The sequence below is a fragment of the Streptomyces sp. NPDC046203 genome, from assembly GCF_040646255.1.
In the GTDB taxonomy this organism is placed as follows: domain Bacteria; phylum Actinomycetota; class Actinomycetes; order Streptomycetales; family Streptomycetaceae; genus Streptomyces.
Genome location: NZ_JBEYZX010000010.1, coordinates 83278 through 105155, shown reverse-complemented (window position 1 = coordinate 105155; position 21878 = coordinate 83278). Strand labels below are relative to the sequence as shown.

The following is a 21878-nucleotide window of genomic DNA, read 5'->3' as shown; positions in this document are numbered from 1 at the left end:
CGCGCCGGGGAAGATGGGGCAGCCGATCTCGACCACGCGGCGGACCTCCGGCGTACCGGCAACACCCGCCCGGGGTGCGCCGATTCACCTGGAGGACTCGCATGGGCGCGCCCGCAACCCCCATCCCCCCGACACCCGCGACCGCCGCCCCGCCCGCCCCGCCCGGCCTTCTCGCCCCGCTGGTCGGCGCCGACCAGGCGGCGGCATGGCACGGCGTCCCTGGGGTGGTCTTCCTGGATGCTTCCGTTGGTGCCCACCGGGGTGCGGCGGCCCGTATCCCCGGGGCCCGGCCCTTCGATCTCGACGGGTCCCTGTCCGACCACGCCTCCGCTGTACCGCACACCATGCCCGGGGCCGCGGCGTTCACCGAGGCCCTGCGGGCGCTCGGCCTGCACGACACGGACACGGTCGTCGTCTATGACGCGCAGGGTGTCTACTCCAGCGCCCGTGCCTGGTGGATGCTGCGTGCCATGGGCTTCGACCGGGTCGCCGTCCTGGACGGCGGGCTGCCCGCCTGGATCGCCGCCGGTCACCCCGTCGAGCCCGTGCCCGCCGCGTACGACGGCCCGCGCGGTACCTTCACGGCCCGGCCCCGGCCCGGCCTGATCGTGGACGCCGAGGCCGTCGCCGCCGCTCTCGCCGACCCGGCGGCCGCCGTTCTCGACGCCCGCACCCGCGAGCGGTACGCGGGCACCGCGCCCGAGCCGCGCCCGGGTCTGCGCGGCGGTCATATGCCGGGTTCGGTCAGCCTGCCCTTCGGTGAACTCCAGCGGGACGGTGGGAAGATGCGGCCGGTGGACGAGCTGCGTACGGCGTTCGGGGCGGCGGCGGGGGACCGCGAGCGGCTGTACTTCAGCTGCGGCTCCGGGGTCACCGCCTGCGTTCTCGCCCTCGGTGCCACCCTGGCCGGCTATCGGGACCTTGCCGTGTACGACGGCTCGTGGAGCGAGTGGGGCCTGCCCTCCGCCCGCCCGGTGGCCACCGGCGAGGAGCCCGGACGAATCCTCTGACGCGTTCAACTCACCTGACTCATCGAGGAGTTGAGCAGTCAGAAAGGGTCATGCCCCACGGGAAATCCCCCGGCCCCCGCCCCGAAGCAACCGGGCGGAGGCCGGGGTGGCCGCAGGGTGTCTACGCGTCGCCCAGCAGGGTGTGCAGCGGATGGGCGTCGGTGTGCGCGGCGGGCCGGGACAGGTGCAGGGCCGTGTGGAAGTGGCCGTCGGTCTCCTTGCCGCGCGGATCGTCACCGGCGGCGGACACCGCGGCGACGGCGTAGCGCTGTTCGTCGGCGTCGGTGAAGCGCCGCTGGACGTACGTGCGGGATGTGTCCTTCCGGGTGGTCAGGCCGTACGCGGCCAGGCCGTCGGCAATGGTGTCGTAGCGGCCGGTGCGCAGTACGAGGGCGGCCACCCAGGGAGGGTCCTGCCGGCCGTCCAGGAGTGGCCGGAAAGTGCGGGGGGAGAGGAAGCTCGCCCCGCCGGTCACGGTGATCAGCCGGATGTCGCCGACGGCCTTCAGCAACTCCGGGCTGGGCGGGGCGGTTTCCAGGTTCTCGGCGAACCCTTCGTCGAGCAGGCCGGCCGCGCGGGCGTACGCGATGGCGGGCGCGGAGATGTCGATGCCGACGACGGGTACGGCGTCGGCGCGGCGCCGCGCCGCGTAGAACGCCCGGTCGTCCTCGATCAGTTCGGCGGTCGTCAGGCCGGCGACCCGCGGCGAGGTGTAGCGGTCGGTCAACTCCCGTAACGTCACATGGTGGTTGAGCAGCGCCGCGTTGATGCCGTACGAGCAGCAGATGTCCAGGACCGAGGCCCGCGGCCCACCGTCCCGGCCGGCCCCGCCGCCCTCACCGCCCCCGTCGGCGAGGGGCAGCAGGCGGCGGAAGATCCACTGGGCGTGCTGGGGCGTCTCGTACCCCAGTGCTCCCAGGGTCGCGAAGTACGCGCGGGGGTCCGGTTGTTCGTAGATGTCGTCGAAGCTGGTCATCCGCGCGGGTGTACCCGAGTGGTGAGGGTCACGAGCCGTGGGCATCAGGGCCTCCTTTGACGGTCCCCCAGGCTGAGGGGCGATCCGCCGGACAACCCCTACCCCACCGCGCCGCCGGCGCGGAAGGGCGCCGGGCCCGGGCCGCTCGGGTTCGGCCACATCGGCGCGGGGGAAACGCGGGCCTTTGCCCGCCCGCCCGCCCGGCAGGCCCGCCCGGCAGGCCGACCTCGGCGCCCGCCCCGGTGTCCGCCCGCCCGGCAGGGATCAGATCCACTCCCGCTGCGCCGCGCGCAGCCCCGCCTCGAAGCGGCTGCCCGCGCCGAGGCGCTTCATCAGCTCGGCCATCATGCGGCGGACCGTGCGCAGGGAGAGGCCCAGTTGGCGGCCGGCGGCCTCGTCGGTGAGGCCGCTGCCCAGCAGGCGGAGCAGTTCCCTCTCCTGGCGGGTCAGGCCGCGGTCGTCGCGGTCCTGGCCGGTGCCCAGGGGCGCGGCCGACTTCCAGATCTGGTCGAAGAGGCCGGACAGGCCGACGACCACGCCCGGTTCGGTCAGCTGCACCGCGCCCTTGCGGGTGTTCTCCGGGTCGGCCGGCACGATGACCGTCTTGCGGTCGAAGATGAGCATGCGTACGGGCAGCGAGGGCGCGGAGCGCACCTCGCCGCCGAGGTCGGTGAGCCACTCGGCGTACTCGGTGGTGACCGAGTCGTTGCGGACGCTGTCCAGGTACACCGTCCGCATCCGTACCCCCCGGCCGAGGATCTGGCTGTCGAGGGGCTTGCTGGCCTCCAGGCTGGCCCGGGACTGGGCGCCGCCCGGGTTGAAGGTCAGGCACTCGGAGGTGGCCTCGGAGGCCAGCTCCCGGATCCGGTTCTGGACGGACTCCACGCCCACGAACTGCTGGGCCACGCGCTGGGCCTGGCCGGTGTAGAGCGCGCTGTACGTGCTGACCAGCGCGGTCATGTCGGCCTCGCAGCGCGCGATGGCCTCCTGCCGGCTCTCCAGTTCCCGCTTGTGCTGGTTGAGCAGCTCCCGCAGGCCCAAGGCAGGGTCGCTCGGCTGGAGTTCGTCGCCCGTGGCCGAGCGGTGGAGCAGTCGCAGATCGGTCAGTTTCTCCAGCGACGCGCGGACGTCGACCGTCGACACTTTGAGTCGCCGGGCGATCTCGGCGACACCCCAGGCGTGGTTCGCCAGCAGGTGTTCGTACACATCCGCCGTTTGCGCGTCCAGCCCCAGTAGTTCCAGCATTGACGTCCTCGTTCGGTCCCCCGCCGCTCATTCTTCTTCGAGCTGCTCCGATGTAATCAACATAGGAGAGGGCGCAGGTGGCTGGCTACATCGGATGGGGTTCTGTGGCGAGGTTGGCACCGACCTGCCACGGGCTTCTTCCTGCCAGCCGAACCGCTTCCGGACCCCTCCTTCCGTAAAGCAAGCTGGTTCCAGAACGAAGCGGCGCCCCGGACCGAACGCCAGAGATGGTGCGCTCTTCAAACACGCTTTGCATACGCTTTACAGGGGGATTCTCATGCTGTTCTTCCGTCGCTTTTCCCGGGCCGCTTCTCTCGCCGCTCTGGCCGCCGCGCTGATCGCCCTCGGTGCCTCGCACAACGAGCCGAACCAGGCGATCCAGGCCACCGCCGCCGCAGTCTCCACCGCCTCCGCCGGCGGCCCCACCGACCCCGCCGACCCGAACCTCAACTGGGACGTGCCGGGCGCCGCCGACGTCGAGCCGGGCGCCGGCGAGGAGCCGCACGACAACCTGAACTGGGACTGACCCTTCGTATGTATATGACATCGATTGTCATGCGCTCGCCGCGCACGGAGTCGGGCGGCCGGCCGGATCCGCTGCTCCTCGCCTCGCTGCTGAGGGCCGTGGCCTCGCCCGCGGACGGTCTGGAGCACGTCGCGGTCCGTCCTTCCGGCGAACAGATCGAGCTCGTGCTGTTCCAGACCGTCCCCGACGCGACGGAACCACCGGCCCCGGCAATCGCTATTTGCCGCAGGGCACTTGAGATAACCCGGCAGCTCAGTGGCTGGACCGTGGAAACCGGACGGTAGAACACGGCTCTCGGAACCGCTCAGGGGGGGATTCAATGGCTATCAGTGTCATCGTCGGCGGCAGCCGCGTTCTCTTCCTCGACGCTCTTGTCGAGGCGCTCCGATCGGTCGACGGCATCGACGTCATCGCCGCGGACAGCGATCACCAGCACATCCTCGGACTTGTGCTCCGCCATTCGCCGGACGTCCTTCTTCTGGAGGACACCCCGGTGGGTGATGACGTCCTGCGTCTTGTCTCCGCGGTACGGGCCCGGGTGCCGTCCTGCGGCATCGCGCTGATGATGTCCGGCTCACGTCCGGCGGCGGTCGGCCGGGCCGTCGCGGCGGGCGTGCACGGCATCGTTCCCATGGACACGGGCCTGGCCCGGCTGATCGCGACGCTCAGGGGAGTGGCGGCGGGCTGCGTGACCCTCGCCCCGTCCCTGGCGGACGCCGCCATGGGCTTCGCCGGGCCGGGGGCCGCCGCCCCGCTCAGCAACCGGGAGTCCCAGGTGCTGCGGCTCACGGCCGGCGGGGCGACCGTCAAGGAGATCGCGGCGGAGCTCTACCTGGCCGCGGGGACGGTACGCAACGTCGCCTCGGCCTCGATCAAGAAGCTCGGCGGCCGCAACCGCTTCGACGCGGCGCGTATCGCCGTGGAGCAGGGCTGGATCTGAGCGGGAGAGCGGGAGTACGCCGTGACGGAGCGCCCGGGAACCGGACCCGGGCGCCTCACCGGCGTACGCTGCCGCGCCCAGGGGCGCCACTTGCCACTCGCATCGGCGCCGCACCCCACTCCCGCCGGTGCCACGCCCCGGCACTACGCCGCCGCGTTACGCCCGCCGGCGCCCCGCCCGCAGCCCGGTGAACGCCGCCCCCGCCCACAGCACGGCCGCGCAGCCGATGCCCGGTACGGTCTGCCAGACGTCCTCGGTCGCCCCCGGCAGCAGCGTGGCCAGCGCCGCGAGGCCGACGGTGGCCAGCATCGCGGCACCGACCCAGCGCAGCATCGGGGCGCGCAGGCTCCGGGCCATCGGGAAGAAGTGCGCGCCGACCACCAGCGCGGACCAGGTCAGCATCAGCTCCGGGCGGTGCAGGCTGGTGCGCGCGTAGTTGTTGCCGACGCCGAGGACGACCGCCTCGACCAGGACGACGGTGAGGAACTTCGGACCGCCGCCGCCCGGGGGCACCGGCGCGCCCTTCTCCGTCGCGGGGGTCTGCCGGGCCAGGACGAAGAGCCGGACCACGGCGGCCGCGCTCGCGGCGAACAGCAGCAGGCCGGCGCCGAGGACGACCGGGCGGGCCGCCCCGTGGACGGCGGACTGGGCCAGGGCGAACCACATCGCGCCGAAGGCCGTCCCGATCAGTGCCCCCCGGCCACCGTTGCGGAGTTGCTCCTGTCGGGTCCGGAAGACAGGACGGACGGCGGTCTTTTCCACGGGTGTTGCCTCCTGTTGGTACGTGTACGTCACATCTTCTCGCGGCGGCCGTGTGTGTGCCATCCACTACGTGACGTGAGAGTCCGAAGGGCCATCTACCGGAAGATCCCGGCCAGTTCGCCCTTCAGCACTTTCCCCGTGGCGCCCACGGGGAAAGCTCCGGTGAAGGCGATCCTGCGCGGACTCTTGTAGCGCGCGAGCCGCGTTCCGCACCAGGCGGTGATCTCCTCCGCCAGCCCCGGATCCGGCCGTACCCCCGGCACGGTCCGTACCACTGCGCAGACCTCCTCCCCGAGCCGGTCGTGGGGGACGCCGACCACCGCGGCCTGGGCCACCGCCGGGTGGCCGAGCAGGATCTCCTCCACCTCGCGCGGATAGACGTTGTAGCCGCCGCGGATGACGACGTCCTTCTTGCGGTCCAGGACGCGCAGATAGCCGTCCTCGTCCCGGACCCCGATGTCCCCGGTGCGCAGCCAGCCGTCGACCAGCACCTCGGCGGTGGCCTCCGGACGGTTCAGATAGCCGGCCATCAGGCCGTGGCCCCGGACGACGATCTCCCCGGGCTCGCCGGCCGGCAGCAGCCGGATCCGGTCCGCCGTGTTCGCCGAGTGCGCCGAGTCCGCCGAGTCTGCTGTGTCCGCCGTGTCGGCCGTGTTCGCCGTGTTCGCCGGGGCGATCCCGACCTCGACGCCGGGGATGGGCAGGCCGACCGTCCCGGGCCGGCGTTCGCTGCCCGGCTGGTTGTAACTCACGCTGGGAGAGGTCTCGGTGAGCCCGTACCCCTCGTAGACCGGGGCGCCCAGCGTCTCCTCGACCCGCCGGAGCACCGCCGGCGGCAGCGAGGAGCCACCCGAGTAGGCGCGTTTCAGGGGGAGTTCGCGCGCGTCCGGTCCGGCCGCGTCCAGCAGGGCCAGGTACATGGTGGGCACGCCCATGACGACCGTGCACCCATGGGAGGCCATGAGGTCGAGCGCGCGCGTCCCGCAGAAGCGGTCCATCAGCACCAGGGTGGCGCCGGCGTGGAAGCACACGCCCATCCCGCAGATCTGGCCGAAGGTGTGGGACAGCGGCAGCGTGCCGAGGAGCACGTCGTCCTGGTCGAAGGCGAAGGGGGTGCGCGCGGTGGTCGTGATGTTCATGAGCACACTGCGGTGCGTGAGCATGACGCCCTTGGGCGCGCCGGTCGTGCCCGAGGTGTAGAGGACGACCGCGATGTCCTCGGGGGCGCGCGGGACGAGCCCGTCGAGGGGCGACGCGTACGCGGACTCCCGGTCGAGCCAGGGGAGTTCCTCCGTACGGTCGCCCTCGTCGTGGACGCCGAGCAGCATGGTGCCCGCCGCCCGGGCGGCGTCGGCCGCCTCGGGCAGCAGGGACCCCGCGCAGATCAGCGCCGCGGCGCCCGAGTCCGTGAGGACATGGCCGATCTCGGGGGCCCGGGACTGCTCGTGGACCGGTACGGCCGTGCAGCCCAGGGCGAGGGTCCCGAAGTAGGCCATGGGGAAGGCCGGGGTGTTGGGCAGCAGCAGCGCGACCCGGTCACCGGGTCCGAGGCCCCGGGCGCGCAGCGCGGCCGCGTACCGCAGGGCGCCGTCCCAGAGCTCCGCGTAGGAGTACGAGCGGTCCCCGAAGACCAGCGCGGGATGCGCGGGCCGCCGGGCCGCCGCCTCGGCCAGGACGGACGCCACCGACGAGGACGAGGGGTTCACGCGGCGGTCCGCGGCAGGCCGAGTTCGAGCCAGATGGTGTCGAGCGCCTCGGCGAACTTCACCACGTCGTCCGCCGCGTGCACCGCTCCCGGCGCGATGCGCAGGATCTCCTCGCCGGTGCGCACGCTCGGCGCGTTGATGGCCTGCACATAGATGCCGTACCGCTCCAGGAGCAGCGCCGAGGCCCTCTTGCAGGCCGCGTCCTCGCCGATCAGGACCGACACGATGTGCGACTCGTCCGACAGGAACGGGATCCGGTACTCCCTCAACAGGCCGTGCAGCAGAACCGAGTTGCGGTGCAGCGCGGACCGCTCGGTCTCCGAGCCGGCGAGGTGGCGTACGGCGGCCAGCGCGCCCGCCGCGACCGCCGGCGGCAGCGAGGTCGTGAAGACGAACGGCCGCGACAGGGTGCGTACGGCGTCGATGAGCGCGTGCGGGCCCGCGATGTAGCCGCCGGCGGTGCCGAAGCCCTTGCCCAGCGTGCCCATGACCACGTCGATCTCGTCGGCCAGCCCCTCGCGGGCCGCTATGCCCGCGCCGCGCGGCCCGTACATGCCCACCGCGTGGACCTCGTCGAGGAAGATCGTCGCGCCGTACTTCCGGGCGATCTCGGTGACTTCGAGGATCGGCGCCACGTCACCGGACATCGAGTACACCGACTCCAGCACGATCAGCTTGGGCCGGTCGGCCGGCTCGGCCGCGATCAACTCCTCCAGGTGGGCAGCGTCGTTGTGGCGGAAGATGCGCTTCGCGGCGCCGCTGTGCCGCAGTCCGTCGATGATCGAGGCGTGGTTCAGCTCGTCCGAGAAGACCACGCAGTCGGGGACCGCGCCGGCCAGCACCGTCAGGGCACCGTCGTTCGCGGTGTAGCCCGAGGTGAACAGCAGCGCCGCCTCCTTGCCGTGCAGGGCGGCGAGTTCGGCCTCCAGCTCGACGTGGGCGTGGTGGGTGCCGCCGATGTTGCGGGAGCCGCCGGAGCCGGCGCCGAAGCGCGCCACGGCCTCCCGCATCGCCGCCATGACCTTCGGCTGCTGGCCCATGCCGAGGTAGTCGTTGCTGCACCAGACGCTGATCTCGGCCGTGGTGTCCGCCGGGTCGGTGGAGGTGGAGGCGGCCGGGAAGTGGCCCGCCCGGCGGCCCAGCTTCAAGAACTCCCGCTTGCCGTCCGCGATCGCGGTGGCGGCGCGGTCCGTGAAGAACGCCAGGTGGGCCGGGGTGGACGTGAGGGTGGTCGTCACGAGGACAGCTCGCTTTCTTCGAGGGTCGAGGCCGCGCCGGCGACCGCCGCGACGCGCAGGCGTCCGAGGTCGGGTTTTCCGGATTCGGTCAGGGGGAGTTCGGGCCACCGCACGATCCGCGTGGGGGCGTGGGCGGCGGAGAGGGCTTCGGTGACGTGCCGGCGCAGGGCGTCGGATTCTTGAGGGGTGCGGAGCACCACGGCGGCGTGCACGGCCTCGCCGGTGTCGGGGTCCGGCAGCCCGAAGACGGCGCAGTCGGCCACGGCGGGGTGGGTGAGCAGGGCGCGCTCCACCTCGGCCGGACGGACCTTGACGCCGGCCGCCTTGACGACCCGCCCGACCCGGTCGACGAGGTGCAGATATCCGTACGTGTCCAGGTACCCGAGGTCGCCGGTCCGCAGCCGGCCGTCCGGCGTCAGGGCGGCGGCGCTCTCGGCGGGCAGGCCCTGGTAGCCGCTCATCGCGTACGGGGAGCGGACGTGGACCTCGCCGGTCGTGCCCGGCGGGACCTCGCGGCCGGTGCCGGGGTCGACGACGCGGATCTCGACGCCGGGGAAGGGCCGGCCCACGCTGGGCAGCAGCTCCTCCTCGAAGTGGTCGAGCTGGTCCAGCAGGGTGATCCGGCCCGCCTCGGTGGAGCCGTAGCACTGCACGAGGCGGGGGCCGAAGACCCGTACGGCGGCGGCCAGTCGGGCCGGTGACGCCATGCAGCCGCTGTAGATGAGCTGGCGCAGCGCGGACAGATCGGTGCCGGCGGCGTCCGGGTGGTCCAGCAGCCGGTACAGCTGAGGCACCGTCAGATAGACGCGGGTGATCCGCTCGGCGGCGAGGGCGGTGAGCACCGCGCCGGCGTCGAAGCGTTCGTGGACGACGAGCGAGCCGCCGGCGGCGAGGACCACATCGGCCATGACGGCGACGGTGTGGCTGGTCGGGGTGACGATCAGCATCCGCTCCGGGGACCCGCCCGCGAGCGAGGCGGCGTCGAGGAGTACGAGCCGGTTCCAGGCGGCGAAGGGCTGGCGTACGCCCTTGGGACGGCCGCTGCTCCCGCTCGTGTACGTGATCACCGCGCACTCGGGGTCCCGGGGCGCCGGCGCGGCCGGGGTGTCGAAGCCGCCGTCGGTCTCGACGTCGAGCACCGTGACGGCCGTCGACTCCGGGAGCAGGCGGGTGAGTTCGGCGCCGCGCTCGGCGTGGGCAGGGTCCACCGCGAGGACGGAGACCTCGCATTCGGCGAGGAGCGCGGCCTGTTCGGCGGCCGGCAGCGGCAGGTCCGTGCCGGGGTTCACCGACCGTACGTACATCACGCCGGCGCCCAGGAGATGGGCGGCGTACCGCGCGGTGAAGGTCAGCGGGTGGTTGGGCGCGGTGAGGATCCCGACCATGGCGCCCGGCCCGGCGCCCGCCGCGCGGAGCGCGTCGTGGGCCCGGTGCACCGAGCGGACGAGCGCGGTCCCGGTGAGGGAGCCGGCCCGGCCCTGGACGACGGCCTGCCGTGGAGCCCGGGCGAGTACGTCGAGCATCCGGGTGACGTAGTGGCCCTGCGTAGTGGATCGTCCGGTCACGCCATTCTCGTTCCCTGTGAAGACGGGTCCCTCTTATGTTTGGCCGGGAAAGGGGCCCGGACAAGGCTTTCCGGAAAGCCCCTGACGGGGATCACGTGAGGTCGTGACGTTTGTCATTTCCGGCGGTCCGGTCGGGCCGGCCGGGCGCCGGGAACGAATTCCGGGAAACCGTCCGTGGGTGGGTCTTCGGGCCGTGCCGCGTCGTGCCGCGTCGTGCCGCGGGGCTATGCGGGGCGGGGTGATGCGAGGCGATGCGGGGCGCTGCGGGGCGGGCCGGAGGCGGGCCCGGGAATTACTTCTCCTCTTCGCGCGCGCGTACGCGTACGGGGGTCCGTACGGGGCCCCATGACGTATGTCACGGGGCCCCGTTATCCGTGTCAGGGGTATCCCGCAAAGCCTTCCGGAAGCCATTGCCGACGGGCCATGATTCTTCTTGTCCGGCCGACCGGTCGGAAAAGGAAAACCTGAAAGGGAATTCACATGGACAAGAACCTGGCCACCGAGGACTTCGCTTCCTTCGAGCTCGAGGAGATCGAGGTCCTGGACACCGCCGAGGGTGTCGCCCTCCCCGAGGTCGGCGCCTCCAGCGGTGACTGGCTGTGCTGCTCCTCGTCGTCCTCCTCGTCCTGCTGCTGAGCTGACGACGGCGGTACGCCCCAGGCGTAACTGAGCAAGGCGCCCCGCCCTCCGTCGAAAGACGGTGGGCGGGCGCCTGCCCCGCGTGATCCGCGCACGCCCACGATCCGCGCACGCTGCGATCCGTGCGCACCACGATCCGTGCACGCGGTGAAGAGGGGCATCGTCGAAAAACGAGAGGTGACATACATGAAAGGCGCCCCGAACGAGCGCACGATCGGCATGCGCTTTCATACGCGATCACCGATCGAACCCGCCTGGCTTTCGCGGGTGATGGTGCCCGTGGTGCGATCCCTGCGCATCGAACACAACGCCACCGTGGCCTATCTGGCACGCGGCTGGAAGCACGGCCCCCACGTCGAACTCGTCGCCCACGGTCCGGACGGAATTCCGTGGCAGGACATCGCGGACTCCATCGACTGGCGGCCGGACGAACTCCCCGAACCGATGTCCGGCGGAGAGTATCTCGCCCAGGCCCGTGAACTGGGCCGGCTGGAGCGGGTGGAGCCCCCGTATCTCCCGCTCCACCCCCGCGGCACCGTCGAGTTCTTCGAAGAGCTGCCCGGCATGACCTGGCCCGCCGGCCTGGAGGCCCCCCGCGACCTGGTCCTGACCCGTATGTTCGCCCCCCTGGCACGGCTGCTGGACCTCGCGGCCGACCGGGACGCGGGCGTTCCCGTGACGGCCCTCGCCGAGGCGTTCACCGCCCTGTGCACGGCCCACCCCGGCGGCCCCGCCTACGGGGTGTTCTCGCTGCGCTCGCACACCGAGGCGTTCTTGCACTGGGCGAGCTCCGTCAAGGACCCGCGCCCCTCCTTCGCCCGCCGTCTGGAGGCCGACGCGCCCATGCTGCGCGCGGTCGTCGAGCGGGCCCGGGACGGCGCGGAGAGCGCCGAAGCCGCCGAATTCCGGGCGGCGTTCGCCTACGGCATGGGGGTCTTCGACACCGCGGCGGCCCGCGGCGACCTCAGTGCCGGCCTGCTGGACGAGCTCGCGCCCGTCACGGACCGCCAGGCCACGGCCCCGCCCGGACAGCGCGGACCCGTCGGCGACGGCCGCAGCGCGTTCCACGCGACCGTCGCCGAGAGCCGGGTCGCGGACCGGACCCCGGCCTGGTTCGCCTCGTACCGGCTCCTCATCAACCTGTTCTACAGCCGTCTCCCGCTGCTCGGCGTGACCCCCGTCCAGCGCTACTACCTGTGCTTCGCCATCGCCGAGACCGTCGACGAGGTGTACGGGGAGAGCTGGCGCGACCGGCTGCGGCGCGCGGCGGAGAGGAAGGCGGCGTGAGCACGCTCGGTCTGACCGGAACCTCAGTGGCGACGCGGCCCGCAGGCGCCACGGGTGACACGGGCGACACCGATCTCGCCCTCCGGGTCGCCGGCCTGCGCAAGGCGTACAGCGACCATGTCGCCGTCGATTCGGTGGACTTGGAGGTGCGCCGCGGCGAGGTGTTCGGCGTGCTCGGCCCCAACGGCGCGGGCAAGACGACCACCATCGAGATCCTGGAGGGCTTCCGGCACCGCTCCGGCGGCTCGGTCACCGTCCTCGGCGAGGACCCCGGCAAGGCCGGGCGCGCGTGGCGCGACCGTATCGGCATCGTCCCGCAGAGCGGGACCGACCACGAGGGCTGGCGGGTCGGCGAACTCGTCGAGCAGATCGGCCGGTGCTACTCCGACCCGCTTCCCGTCGGGGAAGCGCTGGAGCTGGTGGACCTCGCCGACCGCCCCCGGGCCGTCCTCGGCTCCCTCTCCGGCGGACAGCGCCGGCGCCTGGACCTGGCCCTCGCGGTCGTGGGCCGGCCCGAGCTGCTGTTCCTCGACGAGCCGACCACCGGCCTCGACCCGCAGGCCCGGCGCGAGTGCTGGGCCATGATCGAGCGGCTGCGCGACGAGGGCACCACCGTCCTGCTCACCACCCACTACCTGGACGAGGCCGAACGGCTCGCGGACCGCGTGGCGGTCCTCGCGGACGGCCGGGTACGCGAGGTCGCGCCGCCCGCCGAACTGGGCGGCGGCGACGCCGGGAGCGAGGTGTCCTGGCGCGAGGACGGCCGTACCCGCACCGTCACCACCGCCGAGGTCGGACCCGTCCTGGAGGAACTGAGAGTCCGGCTGGGCGCGGACGTGCCCGGACTGGAGATCCGCCGCCCCTCGCTGGAGAGCCGCTACCTGCGGCTGATCGAGGCCGTCGACCACGCCCGCCGCGGTGACGGCGACGGCCCGCACGAAAGGAGTGTGACCCGGTGACGCCCGCCCCGCCCCTCCAGGCCCCGGCCCAGGCACCGGCCCCAGTCCCGGTGAAGGCGACGACCGGCGTGACGACCGGCGGGACGGCCCGCGCGGTGGCCGCCCGCGGCCCGCTGCCGGGCGTCTGGCGCACCGGCGTCCTGCGCGCCCGCGCCGAACTGCGGGTCTTCTTCCGCAACCGCACCGCGGTCGCCATGAACATGGCCCTTCCCGTGGTCCTGATGCTGCTCTTCGGCTCGATCTTCACGATGAAGACCGGCGATCGCACCGTCTCCATGCACCAGGTGGTCGTGGCGGGTGTCCTCGCGTCGGGCGTCATGTCCGCCGCGTTCGGCGTCCTGGCCACCGGCATCGCCCTGGAGAGCGGTGACGGCTCGCTGAAGCGGCTGCGCGGCACCCCGTTCGCGACGAGCGGCTACTTCCTGGCCAAGACCGTGGTGGTGCTCGTGCTGGCGCTGCTCCAGTCCGTCGCCGTACTGGCCCTGGCCGTCGCCGTGTTCGACTTCCAGCTGCCCACCTCCCCGGGCCGCTGGGCCACGCTCGCCTGGGTGTTCCTCCTCGGTTCCGCGGCCACCGCGCTGCTGGGCATCGCCGTCGGCTCCCTGATCACCGACCGGCGGACCATCACCGCCGCCGTCCAATTCCCGTTCGTGCTGCTCCAGTTCGTCTCCGGGGTCTACTACTCCTTCTCCGGACTGCCCGACAGCGTGCAGCGCGTCGGCGCGCTGTTCCCGCTGAAGTGGATGGCCCAGGGCATGCGGGCGGCTCTGCTGCCCGACGACATGGCCGCGCTGGAACCCGCGCACAGCTGGGAACTCGGCCGGGTCGCCCTGGTGCTGGGTGCCTGGGTGGTCGGCGGGACGCTGCTGTGCGTCGCCGCGCGCACGCACCGGATCCGGAGGGACTTCCGGTGACCGTCACAGAAGAACGCGCCCTGATCGCCCCGCCGGACCCCGCCACGAAGGCGACCACGATCGGCGACACGACCACGACCACGGCCGGGGATATGACCACGGCCGGGGACATGGCCACGGTCGGTGACTCGACCACGGCCGACGACTCGACCACGACCGGCGACACGACCACGGCCTCGGTCTCCGCGCACACCCCGGGGCGCCCCCCGGCGGAGCGGACCGAGCCCGTCTGGATGCTGCGGCTCAACCCCCTGCGGCGCGCCCGGCTCGCCGACCCGGCCCTCGCCGGAGTCCTCGACGAACTGGCCAGGGTGGAGGGCGAGTTGGCTGTACGAGCTGTCGCCTGCACCGACGCGCTGTACGAGCGGATCGGCGCGGCTCCGGCCGGCGAGCGGTCCGCGCTGGTCGCCGTACGCCGGGCCGTGCACAACGACCGGGTGCCGGCCACCCCGCCGGACCCGGCACCGCCGGAGTTCCTCGCCTGGCTGGAGCTGCGCGTCCTGCGGGACGGCCTCCTCGCCGAGGCGGCCGAGGAACACCCCGGGGCGCTGGCCCGCGAGCGCGGCACCCTGTCCGGTCTCCTCGGGGACGAGGACCTGCTGCGCTCGCTGGCGCTGCTGTCCCCCGAGGTCCACCGGGCGGCCGTCCGCTACCGCGAGGGCACCCTGTCCCGGGCCGCCAAGTCCGAGCGCGGGCTGCTCCAGTACGTGACCCGGGCCATGATGCGCACCAGCCCCCTCGCCCGCCTCACGGCGGTCGGGCTGGCCGTTCCCGCACCCGGCGGCACCCGCCCCGACGAGGTCGCCTTCACCGGGGCCCGGTCCTTCCCGCACCTCGACCAGGCGATGCTCGGCTATGTTGCCGGGGCCGGCCGGGAAACCCCGCCGGGGCCCGACACCTGGGTCCGGCAGACGCCCAGCCTCTCCCCGGGCCCCGGCCCGGACCGGATCTCCTTCGTGAAGGTCGGCGACGCCGACAGCCGGCTGCTGTCGGCCTCCCTCACCGACCCCCTGCGCCGGCTGCTCAACGCCACGGACATGGGCCCCCGTACCGTCGGCGCGATCGCCGGCGATGTCGCCCGTGCCCTCGGCACCACCCCCGAGCGGGCCACCGGCGTGGTCCTGGGCGCCTTGGCCTCCGGGCTCCTGTGCACCACGCACGGGCCGGAGGACTGCGCGGACGACCCGCTGGCCGCCGCTCCCCACGCCGATCTGCGGGCCGCCGTGGCGGGCATCGCCGACACCGGCCACGCCGAGCGCGGCGCGGCCCTGCGCGGCATCGACGCCCTCACCTCGGCGCTGAGCGAGCGGGCCCGGCGCCCGGCCGTGCTCACCGTCGCCGAGAACTATCTGCTGCCGCCGGCCCGGATCGACACCAGCGGCCACGAGCGCCAACTGCGCGATCTGGCCCAGGTGATGGAGTTCCTGTCCGCCTTCGACCGGCTGCACGACATCCGTGCCGTGCTCACCGACGTGTTCGTGGAGCGCCACGGCCGAGGCGGTTCCGTCGACCTCGCCGACCAGGCCCGCCACCTGGTGCGCGCGGTCAACCAGCGGGTGATCGCCGGCTGCGACAGCCTCGCCCCGCTGCGCCGGCTGCGCACCCGTCTGCTCGGCGAACTCCGCGCCGACCTCGCGGGCCGCCGGGACGACACCGAAGTGGTGTGGTCCGCCGAGTGGTTGGCGGAGCTGGCGGCGGCGCTGCCCGACCGGTTCCGCCGGGACGCCATCGCGTACAGCGTGGTGGTCCAGCCGGCCGGCGAGCGGCTGGTGTTCAACGACTCGTATCCCGGCCACGGCATGCTCTACGGCCGCTTCCTCGGCCACGACGCCGAACTCGGCGGCCACGCCCTGTCCCGGCTGCGCCGTCGCCTTCTCGAACGGCATGGGGCCGACGGCACCGTCGTCGCCGAGGACCGGGGGCTGCACGGGGTCAGTGTCAACGCCCACGCGCCCGTTCTCGACCGGCGGTTGCGTGCCGACGACTGGTACGGCCTCCGGCTCGTCCACGACCCGGACGAGGACCGGCTGCGGGTCGTCGACACCGACGGCCGCCCGCTGCACGTCCTCACCCTCGGCACCGGTCACCCCGAGGTGCTGCCGCCCCCGCTGCGCGTGGCCAACTGGCTGGTCAGCGGCGGCCGGATGCTGCCCGACCTGGGCATGCCCGGCGGCCTCGGCGGACCCGGCCCGGACGGCCCCGGCGGCGCGCCCACCGCGCCGCGCACGCCCCGGCTGTGCGCCGGCTCGATCGTCCTCCAGCGCCAACGCTGGTATCCGGACGAGGAGTTCGAGCAGGCTGTGCGGCAGGGGAGCGGCGACCTCGACCGGATGCTCGCGCTCACCCGCTGGCGCGCCCGGCACGGGGTGCCGGCCGAGGTCGTCCTGAAGCCCCCGGCCGCCTTGGGCAACGGCGCGGGCGCGGAGTCCGGCTCCGGCCGCTCCAGTGCCAAGCAGCGCAAACCGCAGTACGTCGACCTCACCAGCGCACTGCTCACCAGGGCGCTGCCGCGCTTCCTCGACCGCGACGGCAGCGGCTACGTGGAGGAGGCGCTGCCCGCCGCGGGCGCCTCACCGCACGCCTACGAGTGGGCGGTCGAGATCAGCAGGCCGTCCGGTGGACGGTTCGCCTACGCACGGCCCGGCGACGGGCCCGCCGACGACCGGGAACCCGAGCGGCACCGGTACTTCAAGGACCAGGGAGAACAAGGATGCGAATGAGGCTGCGCCCGGCCCTGCACTACGCACCGGTGCGGGACGGCGTCTACTTCGGAGCCGAGGGCACGTCGTTCGTCGTGCGCGGTCCGGCGGCGCTGTTCAAGGTGACCGACGTGTGCGTCCCGCTGCTGGAGGACGGCGCGAGCGAGGACTCCCTCGTCGCGGCGCTCGGCAGCGAGGCCGCCCGGCCCGTCGTGGCCAAGCTGCTGGAGACCTGGCGGCGCCACGGCCTGCTCCTCGACCTGGACGCCCTCAGCGTCCCGGAACCGGACGCGGAGACCCGCGAGCGCCACCGCGACGTGCTCGCCGACCTGGAGATGCTGCACCCGGACCCGTACGCGGCGTTCGAGCGGCTGCGCGCGGCCACCGTGCTCGTCTCCGGTCCCGCCCTGTCCGTCCTGCCCGCCGCCCGAGGGCTCGCGCGGGCCGGAGCCGGCCGGCTCGTGCTCGCCGTACCCGACGCGGATACGGATACGGATGCGGACGCCGTCGCCGACACCGCCGCCCGGCTGGGCGCCCGGGTCCTGCCGCTCACGCCCGAGGGCGCCCCGGTGGCGGCCGACGCCGCGATCGTCTTCGCCCCGGGCGAGCTGCTCGCCGAGGCGGTGGCCCGGCAGACCGCGCTGCTGCCGCCCGGCTGCGCGATCGTCCCCGTACGGCAGGACGAGCGCTTCCACCTGGTCGGCCCCCAGGCGACCGGCACCGCCGGGCACCGGGAGGCGGTGGCCGCCCGGATCGCCGGCTGGGTGCCGGCCGAGGCCGCCGCCGAAGCACCCGCCCCGCTGGGCGCGGGCGCCGCCGCACTGGCCGGTGCGCTCGCCGGACAGCTCGCCTACCGGGTGCTGACCGGCACCGCGGAAGCCCCCGGCGAGACGGCGTACGTGGTCCACGGCGCCGAACTGAACGCCACGCGGGTCGACTTGGCGCCCGCCGGTCCGAGCGCCCCCGTCCACGGCCCCGGTCCGAGCGCCCCCGCCGCCGACCTCGACGAGGCCATGGCCCACGTCCAGGCCGTCGCCGCGAAGTGGACCGGCCCCTTCGAGCTGGTCACCCCCGAGAACCTGCCGCAGCTGCCGCTGTGCGTCGCCGAGGCCGAGCACCGGGACGGTCGTCCCGGTTCCGTCGCGGCCTGGGGCGGCAACCAGCGCTCCTCCTCGGTGTCCGTCGCCCTCGCCGCGCTGCGCGCCCAGGCCGCCCCCGCACCCGCCGGCGGCGCGGTCGCCGCGGCCGGCACCACCGAGGAGCGGTGGCTGCTCGACGGCACGCTGCGGCTGCTCGCGGGGCGGGCCGAACCCGCCGGGGACGTCCCCGCGTTCGAGGACCTCGACAAGGCCGCGCAGGTGCTCTGGCGCACCCTGGAGGACCACGAGTTCCTGCCGGTGGAGCTGCGCCTGCTCCGGGTGCCGGGCGTGGACTGGCCGCTGGCCCTGGTCCGCGACCGGGTCACCGGGCAGGACGTCGCCTCCGCCTGGGGCCCCGGCCCGGCCCGCGCGGCCGTCGCCGCCCTCAGCACCGCGCTGACCCGGGTCCAGACCCGGCGGCTGCGCGGGCACGACCTCGTCGGCGCCGGCCCCGACACCACCGCGCTGCTGCACGCCACCGACGCCGAGGTGGCCGTGCTGGCCGCGCAGACCCGGCTGCGGCTCGTCCCGCACGGCGAGCGCGCCGCCGACCCGGTGATGGGCCGGACCCCGTTCTGGTACGGGGCAGTGGCCGGCCTTCCGGCCGTCGAGGCCCCCGACCTCGGCCCCGTCCCCGTCCCCGCTCTCGTTCCCGCCTCCGCCCCCGTCTCCGTGGGCACCGAGGCTCGTGTGAAGGAGGCCGTGGCATGACCGCCGCCCCTGACCTCCTCGGGCCGGCGGACGTCCTCGGGCCGGGGTACCTCCTCGGATACCCGGACCGGATCGCCCGGGCCGTCGGCCTGCCCGCCGACGCGGTCGCCGTCCACCCCGAGTGGGACCTCGGCCGCGAGCGCGCCGCCCACGAGCGGGCCCGCGCCGCGCGGGCGCCCTACCTGTCCGTCCGGTTCGCCGGCGACGAGGCGTTCGTCGGCCCCCTCTGGGCGCCCGGCACCGACTCCGGCTGCCCCGGATGCGCCGAGACCCGGTCCCGTATCGCCGTCGACCACCCCCTGACGGACCGCCTCGACGAACCCTGCCGCGCGGCCCGCCCGCCGGCCCCCTTCCTCGCCGAGGCCGTCGACGCCGCGCTGGACTCCCTCACCGGCAGCCCGCTCGCCCCCGGCGAGCTCCTCGCGGTGCGCGCCGACGGGGTCTCCCGCCACCGCGTCCCGCGCACCTTCAACTGCCCCGTCTGCGCGGAGCCCACGCCCGCCGCCACGCGCGCCTCCGCCGCGCCCGATCCGGCCGCCCGGCCGCCCCGGCTGGTCCTCGACGACCCCCCGGCCTCCTCCGACGACCCGGTGCGCGGCACCGGCGGCGACGCGCTGCTCGCCCCGGGCGCGCTGCGCCGGCGCCTGGTCGATCCGCGCTACGGCCCGGTCCTCCAGATCATGCGCGACATCGACGCCCCGTACGCGATGAGCAACGCGGTGCTCCCCGAATCGCCCGCGCACGGCTACGGCCGGGCCCTGACCTTCGGCCGCGCCGAGTCGGTCGCGGTCCTGGAGGCGTACGAGCGGATGGGCAGCTTCCCGCACCACGGGCGGGTCCTCACCGGCCTCGCCTACCAGGACGTCGCCGACCGCGCCCTCGACCCCGCCTCGCTCGGCACCTATACGGACGAGCAGCTCGCCCACCCCCTGTCGCGGGTCGTGCCGTCCACCGCCGACACGCCCATGGACTGGGTGTGGGGCCACGACCTCGACACGGGCGAGGCGGTCCTCGTCCCCGCCGAAGTGGGCTTCTACCGCTACGAGTACCTGCACCGCCAGGACCGCCACGGCGCCCGCCGCGACCTGCACGGCGAGCGCCGCCGCAGCCACTTCCCGGACTCCTCCAGCGGCTGCGCCCTCGGCTCCGGGCTCACCGAGGCGGCCCTGCACTCCCTCCTCGAACTGGCCGAGCGCGACGCGTTCTTGCTGGCCTGGCACCGGGCCGAGCCGCTTCCGGCCATCGACCCGGCGAGCCTTGGCGACACGCTCTCGCACCGGCTCCTCGACACCATCGACATCCACGGCTACGACGCCCATCTGCTGGTGGCCACCCAGGACATCGACATCCCCGTGGTGTGGGCCCTGGCCGTCAACCGGACCGGCGGCCACCCCGCCAGCTGGTCCGCCGCCGGCTCGGGCACCGACCCGGAGTCCGCCGCGCGCGCCGCGCTGTGGGAGCTCACCCAGATGGTCACCCGGCCGCCGGGCGACCCCGAGGCGGGCGCGTCCATGGTCGCCGACCCCTGGCGGGTCGACGTACTGGAGGACCACGTCGACCTGTACAACCGGCCCGAGACCCTGCCCCGGGTCACGGCCGTCCTCGGCGGCCCCCGGGTCGCCCTGGGCGATGCGTTCCCGGACTGGCCGGACCGCCTGGTGCGGGCCGCCGGCGGCACGGTGCGGGGCGCCCTGGACTTCGTACGGGCCCGGTTCGCCGACGCGGGCCTGGACCGGATCGTCCTCGTCGACCAGTCCACCCGTGACCACACCGACCTCGGCGTGGCCGTGGCCAAGGCGGTCGTGCCCGGGATCCTCCCGATGTGCTTCGGCCACAGCCAGCAGCGCCTGGCCGGCCTGCCCCGGCTCGCCGCCGCGCTGCGCGGCACCGCGCAGGAGCACCGGCAGCCGCCCTACGACCCCCACCCGTTCCCATGAGAGGAGGCACGCGCCCGATGACGACGGACACAGACCTGATCACGCAGGACCCGCACCCGATCGCGACGGACCCGCACCCGATGACGCCGGCCACGGCCACGGCCACGGACTCGGACACGGACACCCTGTCCCGCCGCGTGCTGCGGTACGCCCACGCGCAGGGCACCGGCCGGTCCCAGTTCCCCACCCCGTCCCAGGTCGCCGAGGCCGCCGGCCCGCTTCCCGACGGGGCGGACCGGACCTCGGCGGCCCGCACCCCGCTGCCGTACGGCACGACCGAGCTGCTGGAGCGCGCCGCGTTCCCGGCGGGGCGGGTGCCGGGGGCGGCGGACGGGACGGTGGACCGGGCGCCGGAGCGGGCGCTGATCACCGCGTTCGGGCTCCAGCGGGGCGAGTTGACCAACCCGTACTTCGAGCACCGCACGCTGCCTTCCGTACGCAGCCTCTTCCCGGTGCAGGCATTCGTCACCGGCGCGGGCCGCCCCCGGGTGCTCGACGTGCACCGGCACGCGCTGACGGAACTGCCGGGCACGGTCCCGGCGGATGCGGTCTCGGCGGATGCCGCCTCGCCGGGCACGGTCTCGGCGGGTCCAGGCGGTGTCTCGCGGATCCTGCTGGCCGGCCGCTACACCCGGCTGCCGGCCTTCTACGGCGCGCTCCGCGGCACCCTGACCGAGCTCGAACTGGGCATCTCGCTGCGGTCGTTGGCGGTCGCGCTGGAGCTGTACGGCCTGGAGGGGCGGCTCACCCTGCCCACCTCGGGCGAGCTCCTCGCCGGACTCGGTCTCGCGGACCGGGAGTGGAGCTGGCCGCTGGCCGTGGACCTGGCGGACTCCGCGACCCGGGCGGGCGTCCCCGCCCCGGCGGAGCCGTTCGTCTCTGCCTCGGAGCCGGTCCTCCCCGACCCGTCCCTGGACGAGATACGGGCCGTCAACCGGGCGCAGGCCGCCGCGGGCGACACCGGCCCGGTCCCGCTGGGCCCCGCCATCGCCACCGGCGCGGCCGCCCGGGACCTGTCCTGGGCGGAGGTGCTGTGGGAGCGCGGCTCCGGCCGGATGCCGCGCGGGCTCACCGGCATGGCGGGCCGGCCGCGCCGGGTCCCGGCGGGTTCCCTGACCGGAGCCGTCGCCTGGGCGGCCGTACCGCCTCCGGGCGAACTGCTGCGCCGGGTGGCCGAGAAGGTGAACGTCACCGTCGCCGTCCAGGCCACGGACGGATTCGAGGACGGTGTCCACCGCCTCGCCGGGGACCGGCTGCTGCCGCACCGCCCCGGCCCCAGCGCCCTGGCCGCCCTGGAACAGGGTTACGGCTACAAGCTCGCCCCCGGCAATGGCTGCGACGTCCGCCACGCCTCCGCCGTCTGGTTCTGCTCCGTGCGCCAGCGTGAACTGGTCGACGAACTCGGGCCCGCCGCCTGGACCCTCGCCCAGTACGTGGCGGGCTGGATCACCCAGGGGCTGTGCCTGAATGCCGCCGCCCACGGGCTCTACGCCCGCCCGGCGCGCGCCTTCGAAGGGCTCGACGTCCTGCGGCCGTTGGGCCTGGCGCCCGACGAGACCGTCCTGCTGTCCGTCATCAGCGGCACCCCCCGCTACAACGGGCTTCCCCTGGATCTGAGGTTGTGA

General features: G+C 74.2%; 18 protein-coding genes. 12 read left to right on the top strand and 6 right to left on the bottom strand.

Annotated elements, in window-relative coordinates; translation table 11 throughout:
* Positions 1-101 precede the first annotated feature (101 nt).
* Positions 102-1010, top strand: coding sequence for a sulfurtransferase (locus tag ABZ990_RS11525; protein WP_361228964.1), 909 nt, complete (start codon positions 102-104; stop codon positions 1008-1010).
* 121 nt (positions 1011-1131) lie between these two features.
* On the opposite strand, the gene ABZ990_RS11520 is transcribed toward ABZ990_RS11525, so the two are convergent.
* Complete coding sequence (locus ABZ990_RS11520; RefSeq protein ID WP_361228962.1) at positions 1132-1986, bottom strand: hypothetical protein; 855 nt, start codon at positions 1984-1986, stop codon at positions 1132-1134.
* A gap of 264 nt (positions 1987-2250) precedes the next feature.
* Entirely contained in the window at positions 2251-3231 is a 981-nt protein-coding gene (locus tag ABZ990_RS11515; protein WP_361228959.1) for a helix-turn-helix transcriptional regulator, read from the bottom strand.
* A 277-nt stretch (positions 3232-3508) separates the two neighbouring features.
* Between ABZ990_RS11515 and ABZ990_RS11510 the strand changes: the two genes are divergently transcribed.
* From ABZ990_RS11510 to ABZ990_RS11500, 3 genes are read left to right on the top strand one after another with little or no spacing between them, the layout of a single operon-like run.
* On the top strand, positions 3509-3757 hold the full coding sequence (locus ABZ990_RS11510) for a hypothetical protein (RefSeq protein WP_361228956.1): 249 nt from the start codon (positions 3509-3511) through the stop codon (positions 3755-3757).
* Positions 3758-3771: 14 nt separating this feature from the next.
* Positions 3772-4041 carry a hypothetical protein gene (locus ABZ990_RS11505; RefSeq protein WP_361228953.1) on the top strand — a complete coding sequence of 90 codons (270 nt, stop codon included), beginning with the start codon at positions 3772-3774 and terminating at the stop codon, positions 4039-4041.
* A 35-nt stretch (positions 4042-4076) separates the two neighbouring features.
* Positions 4077-4697 (top strand): response regulator transcription factor, encoded by a 621-nt coding sequence (locus ABZ990_RS11500; RefSeq protein WP_361228950.1) that lies wholly within the window; start codon positions 4077-4079, stop codon positions 4695-4697.
* A 156-nt stretch (positions 4698-4853) separates the two neighbouring features.
* On the opposite strand, the gene ABZ990_RS11495 is transcribed toward ABZ990_RS11500, so the two are convergent.
* From ABZ990_RS11495 to ABZ990_RS11480, 4 genes are all read right to left on the bottom strand, one after another.
* Positions 4854-5459: a hypothetical protein gene (locus ABZ990_RS11495; protein WP_361228947.1), complete on the bottom strand. Its 606-nt coding sequence runs from the start codon at positions 5457-5459 to the stop codon at positions 4854-4856.
* 95 nt (positions 5460-5554) lie between these two features.
* Positions 5555-7165: an AMP-binding protein gene (locus ABZ990_RS11490; RefSeq protein ID WP_361228945.1), complete on the bottom strand. Its 1611-nt coding sequence runs from the start codon at positions 7163-7165 to the stop codon at positions 5555-5557.
* Positions 7162-8370, bottom strand: a complete 1209-nt coding sequence (gene hemA / locus ABZ990_RS11485; RefSeq protein ID WP_361229158.1) for a 5-aminolevulinate synthase — start codon at positions 8368-8370, stop codon at positions 7162-7164. Before hemA ends, ABZ990_RS11490 begins: the two co-directional genes overlap by 4 nt.
* Before the next feature lie 29 nt (positions 8371-8399).
* Entirely contained in the window at positions 8400-9968 is a 1569-nt protein-coding gene (locus ABZ990_RS11480) for a fatty acid--CoA ligase family protein (protein WP_361228942.1), read from the bottom strand.
* Positions 9969-10448: 480 nt separating this feature from the next.
* Between ABZ990_RS11480 and ABZ990_RS11475 the strand changes: the two genes are divergently transcribed.
* From ABZ990_RS11475 to ABZ990_RS11440, 8 genes are all read left to right on the top strand, one after another.
* Positions 10449-10604, top strand: coding sequence for a thiazolylpeptide-type bacteriocin (locus ABZ990_RS11475; RefSeq protein WP_361228939.1), 156 nt, complete (start codon positions 10449-10451; stop codon positions 10602-10604).
* A gap of 285 nt (positions 10605-10889) precedes the next feature.
* Positions 10890-11894 (top strand): hypothetical protein, encoded by a 1005-nt coding sequence (locus ABZ990_RS11470; protein ID WP_361228936.1) that lies wholly within the window; start codon positions 10890-10892, stop codon positions 11892-11894.
* Positions 11891-12853: an ABC transporter ATP-binding protein gene (locus ABZ990_RS11465; RefSeq protein ID WP_361228933.1), complete on the top strand. Its 963-nt coding sequence runs from the start codon at positions 11891-11893 to the stop codon at positions 12851-12853. The genes ABZ990_RS11470 and ABZ990_RS11465 overlap by 4 nt, the downstream gene beginning before the upstream one ends.
* A complete protein-coding gene (locus ABZ990_RS11460; protein ID WP_361228930.1) occupies positions 12850-13767 on the top strand; it encodes an ABC transporter permease in 918 nt (305 codons plus the stop codon). The genes ABZ990_RS11465 and ABZ990_RS11460 overlap by 4 nt, the downstream gene beginning before the upstream one ends.
* On the top strand, positions 13764-16487 hold the full coding sequence (locus tag ABZ990_RS11455; protein ID WP_361228927.1) for a hypothetical protein: 2724 nt from the start codon (positions 13764-13766) through the stop codon (positions 16485-16487). The genes ABZ990_RS11460 and ABZ990_RS11455 overlap by 4 nt, the downstream gene beginning before the upstream one ends.
* Positions 16484-18316 (top strand): hypothetical protein, encoded by a 1833-nt coding sequence (locus ABZ990_RS11450; protein ID WP_361228924.1) that lies wholly within the window; start codon positions 16484-16486, stop codon positions 18314-18316. Before ABZ990_RS11455 ends, ABZ990_RS11450 begins: the two co-directional genes overlap by 4 nt.
* Positions 18313-20253, top strand: coding sequence for a TOMM precursor leader peptide-binding protein (locus ABZ990_RS11445; protein ID WP_361228921.1), 1941 nt, complete (start codon positions 18313-18315; stop codon positions 20251-20253). Before ABZ990_RS11450 ends, ABZ990_RS11445 begins: the two co-directional genes overlap by 4 nt.
* Before the next feature lie 17 nt (positions 20254-20270).
* Positions 20271-21878, top strand: coding sequence for a hypothetical protein (locus ABZ990_RS11440; RefSeq protein ID WP_361228918.1), 1608 nt, complete (start codon positions 20271-20273; stop codon positions 21876-21878).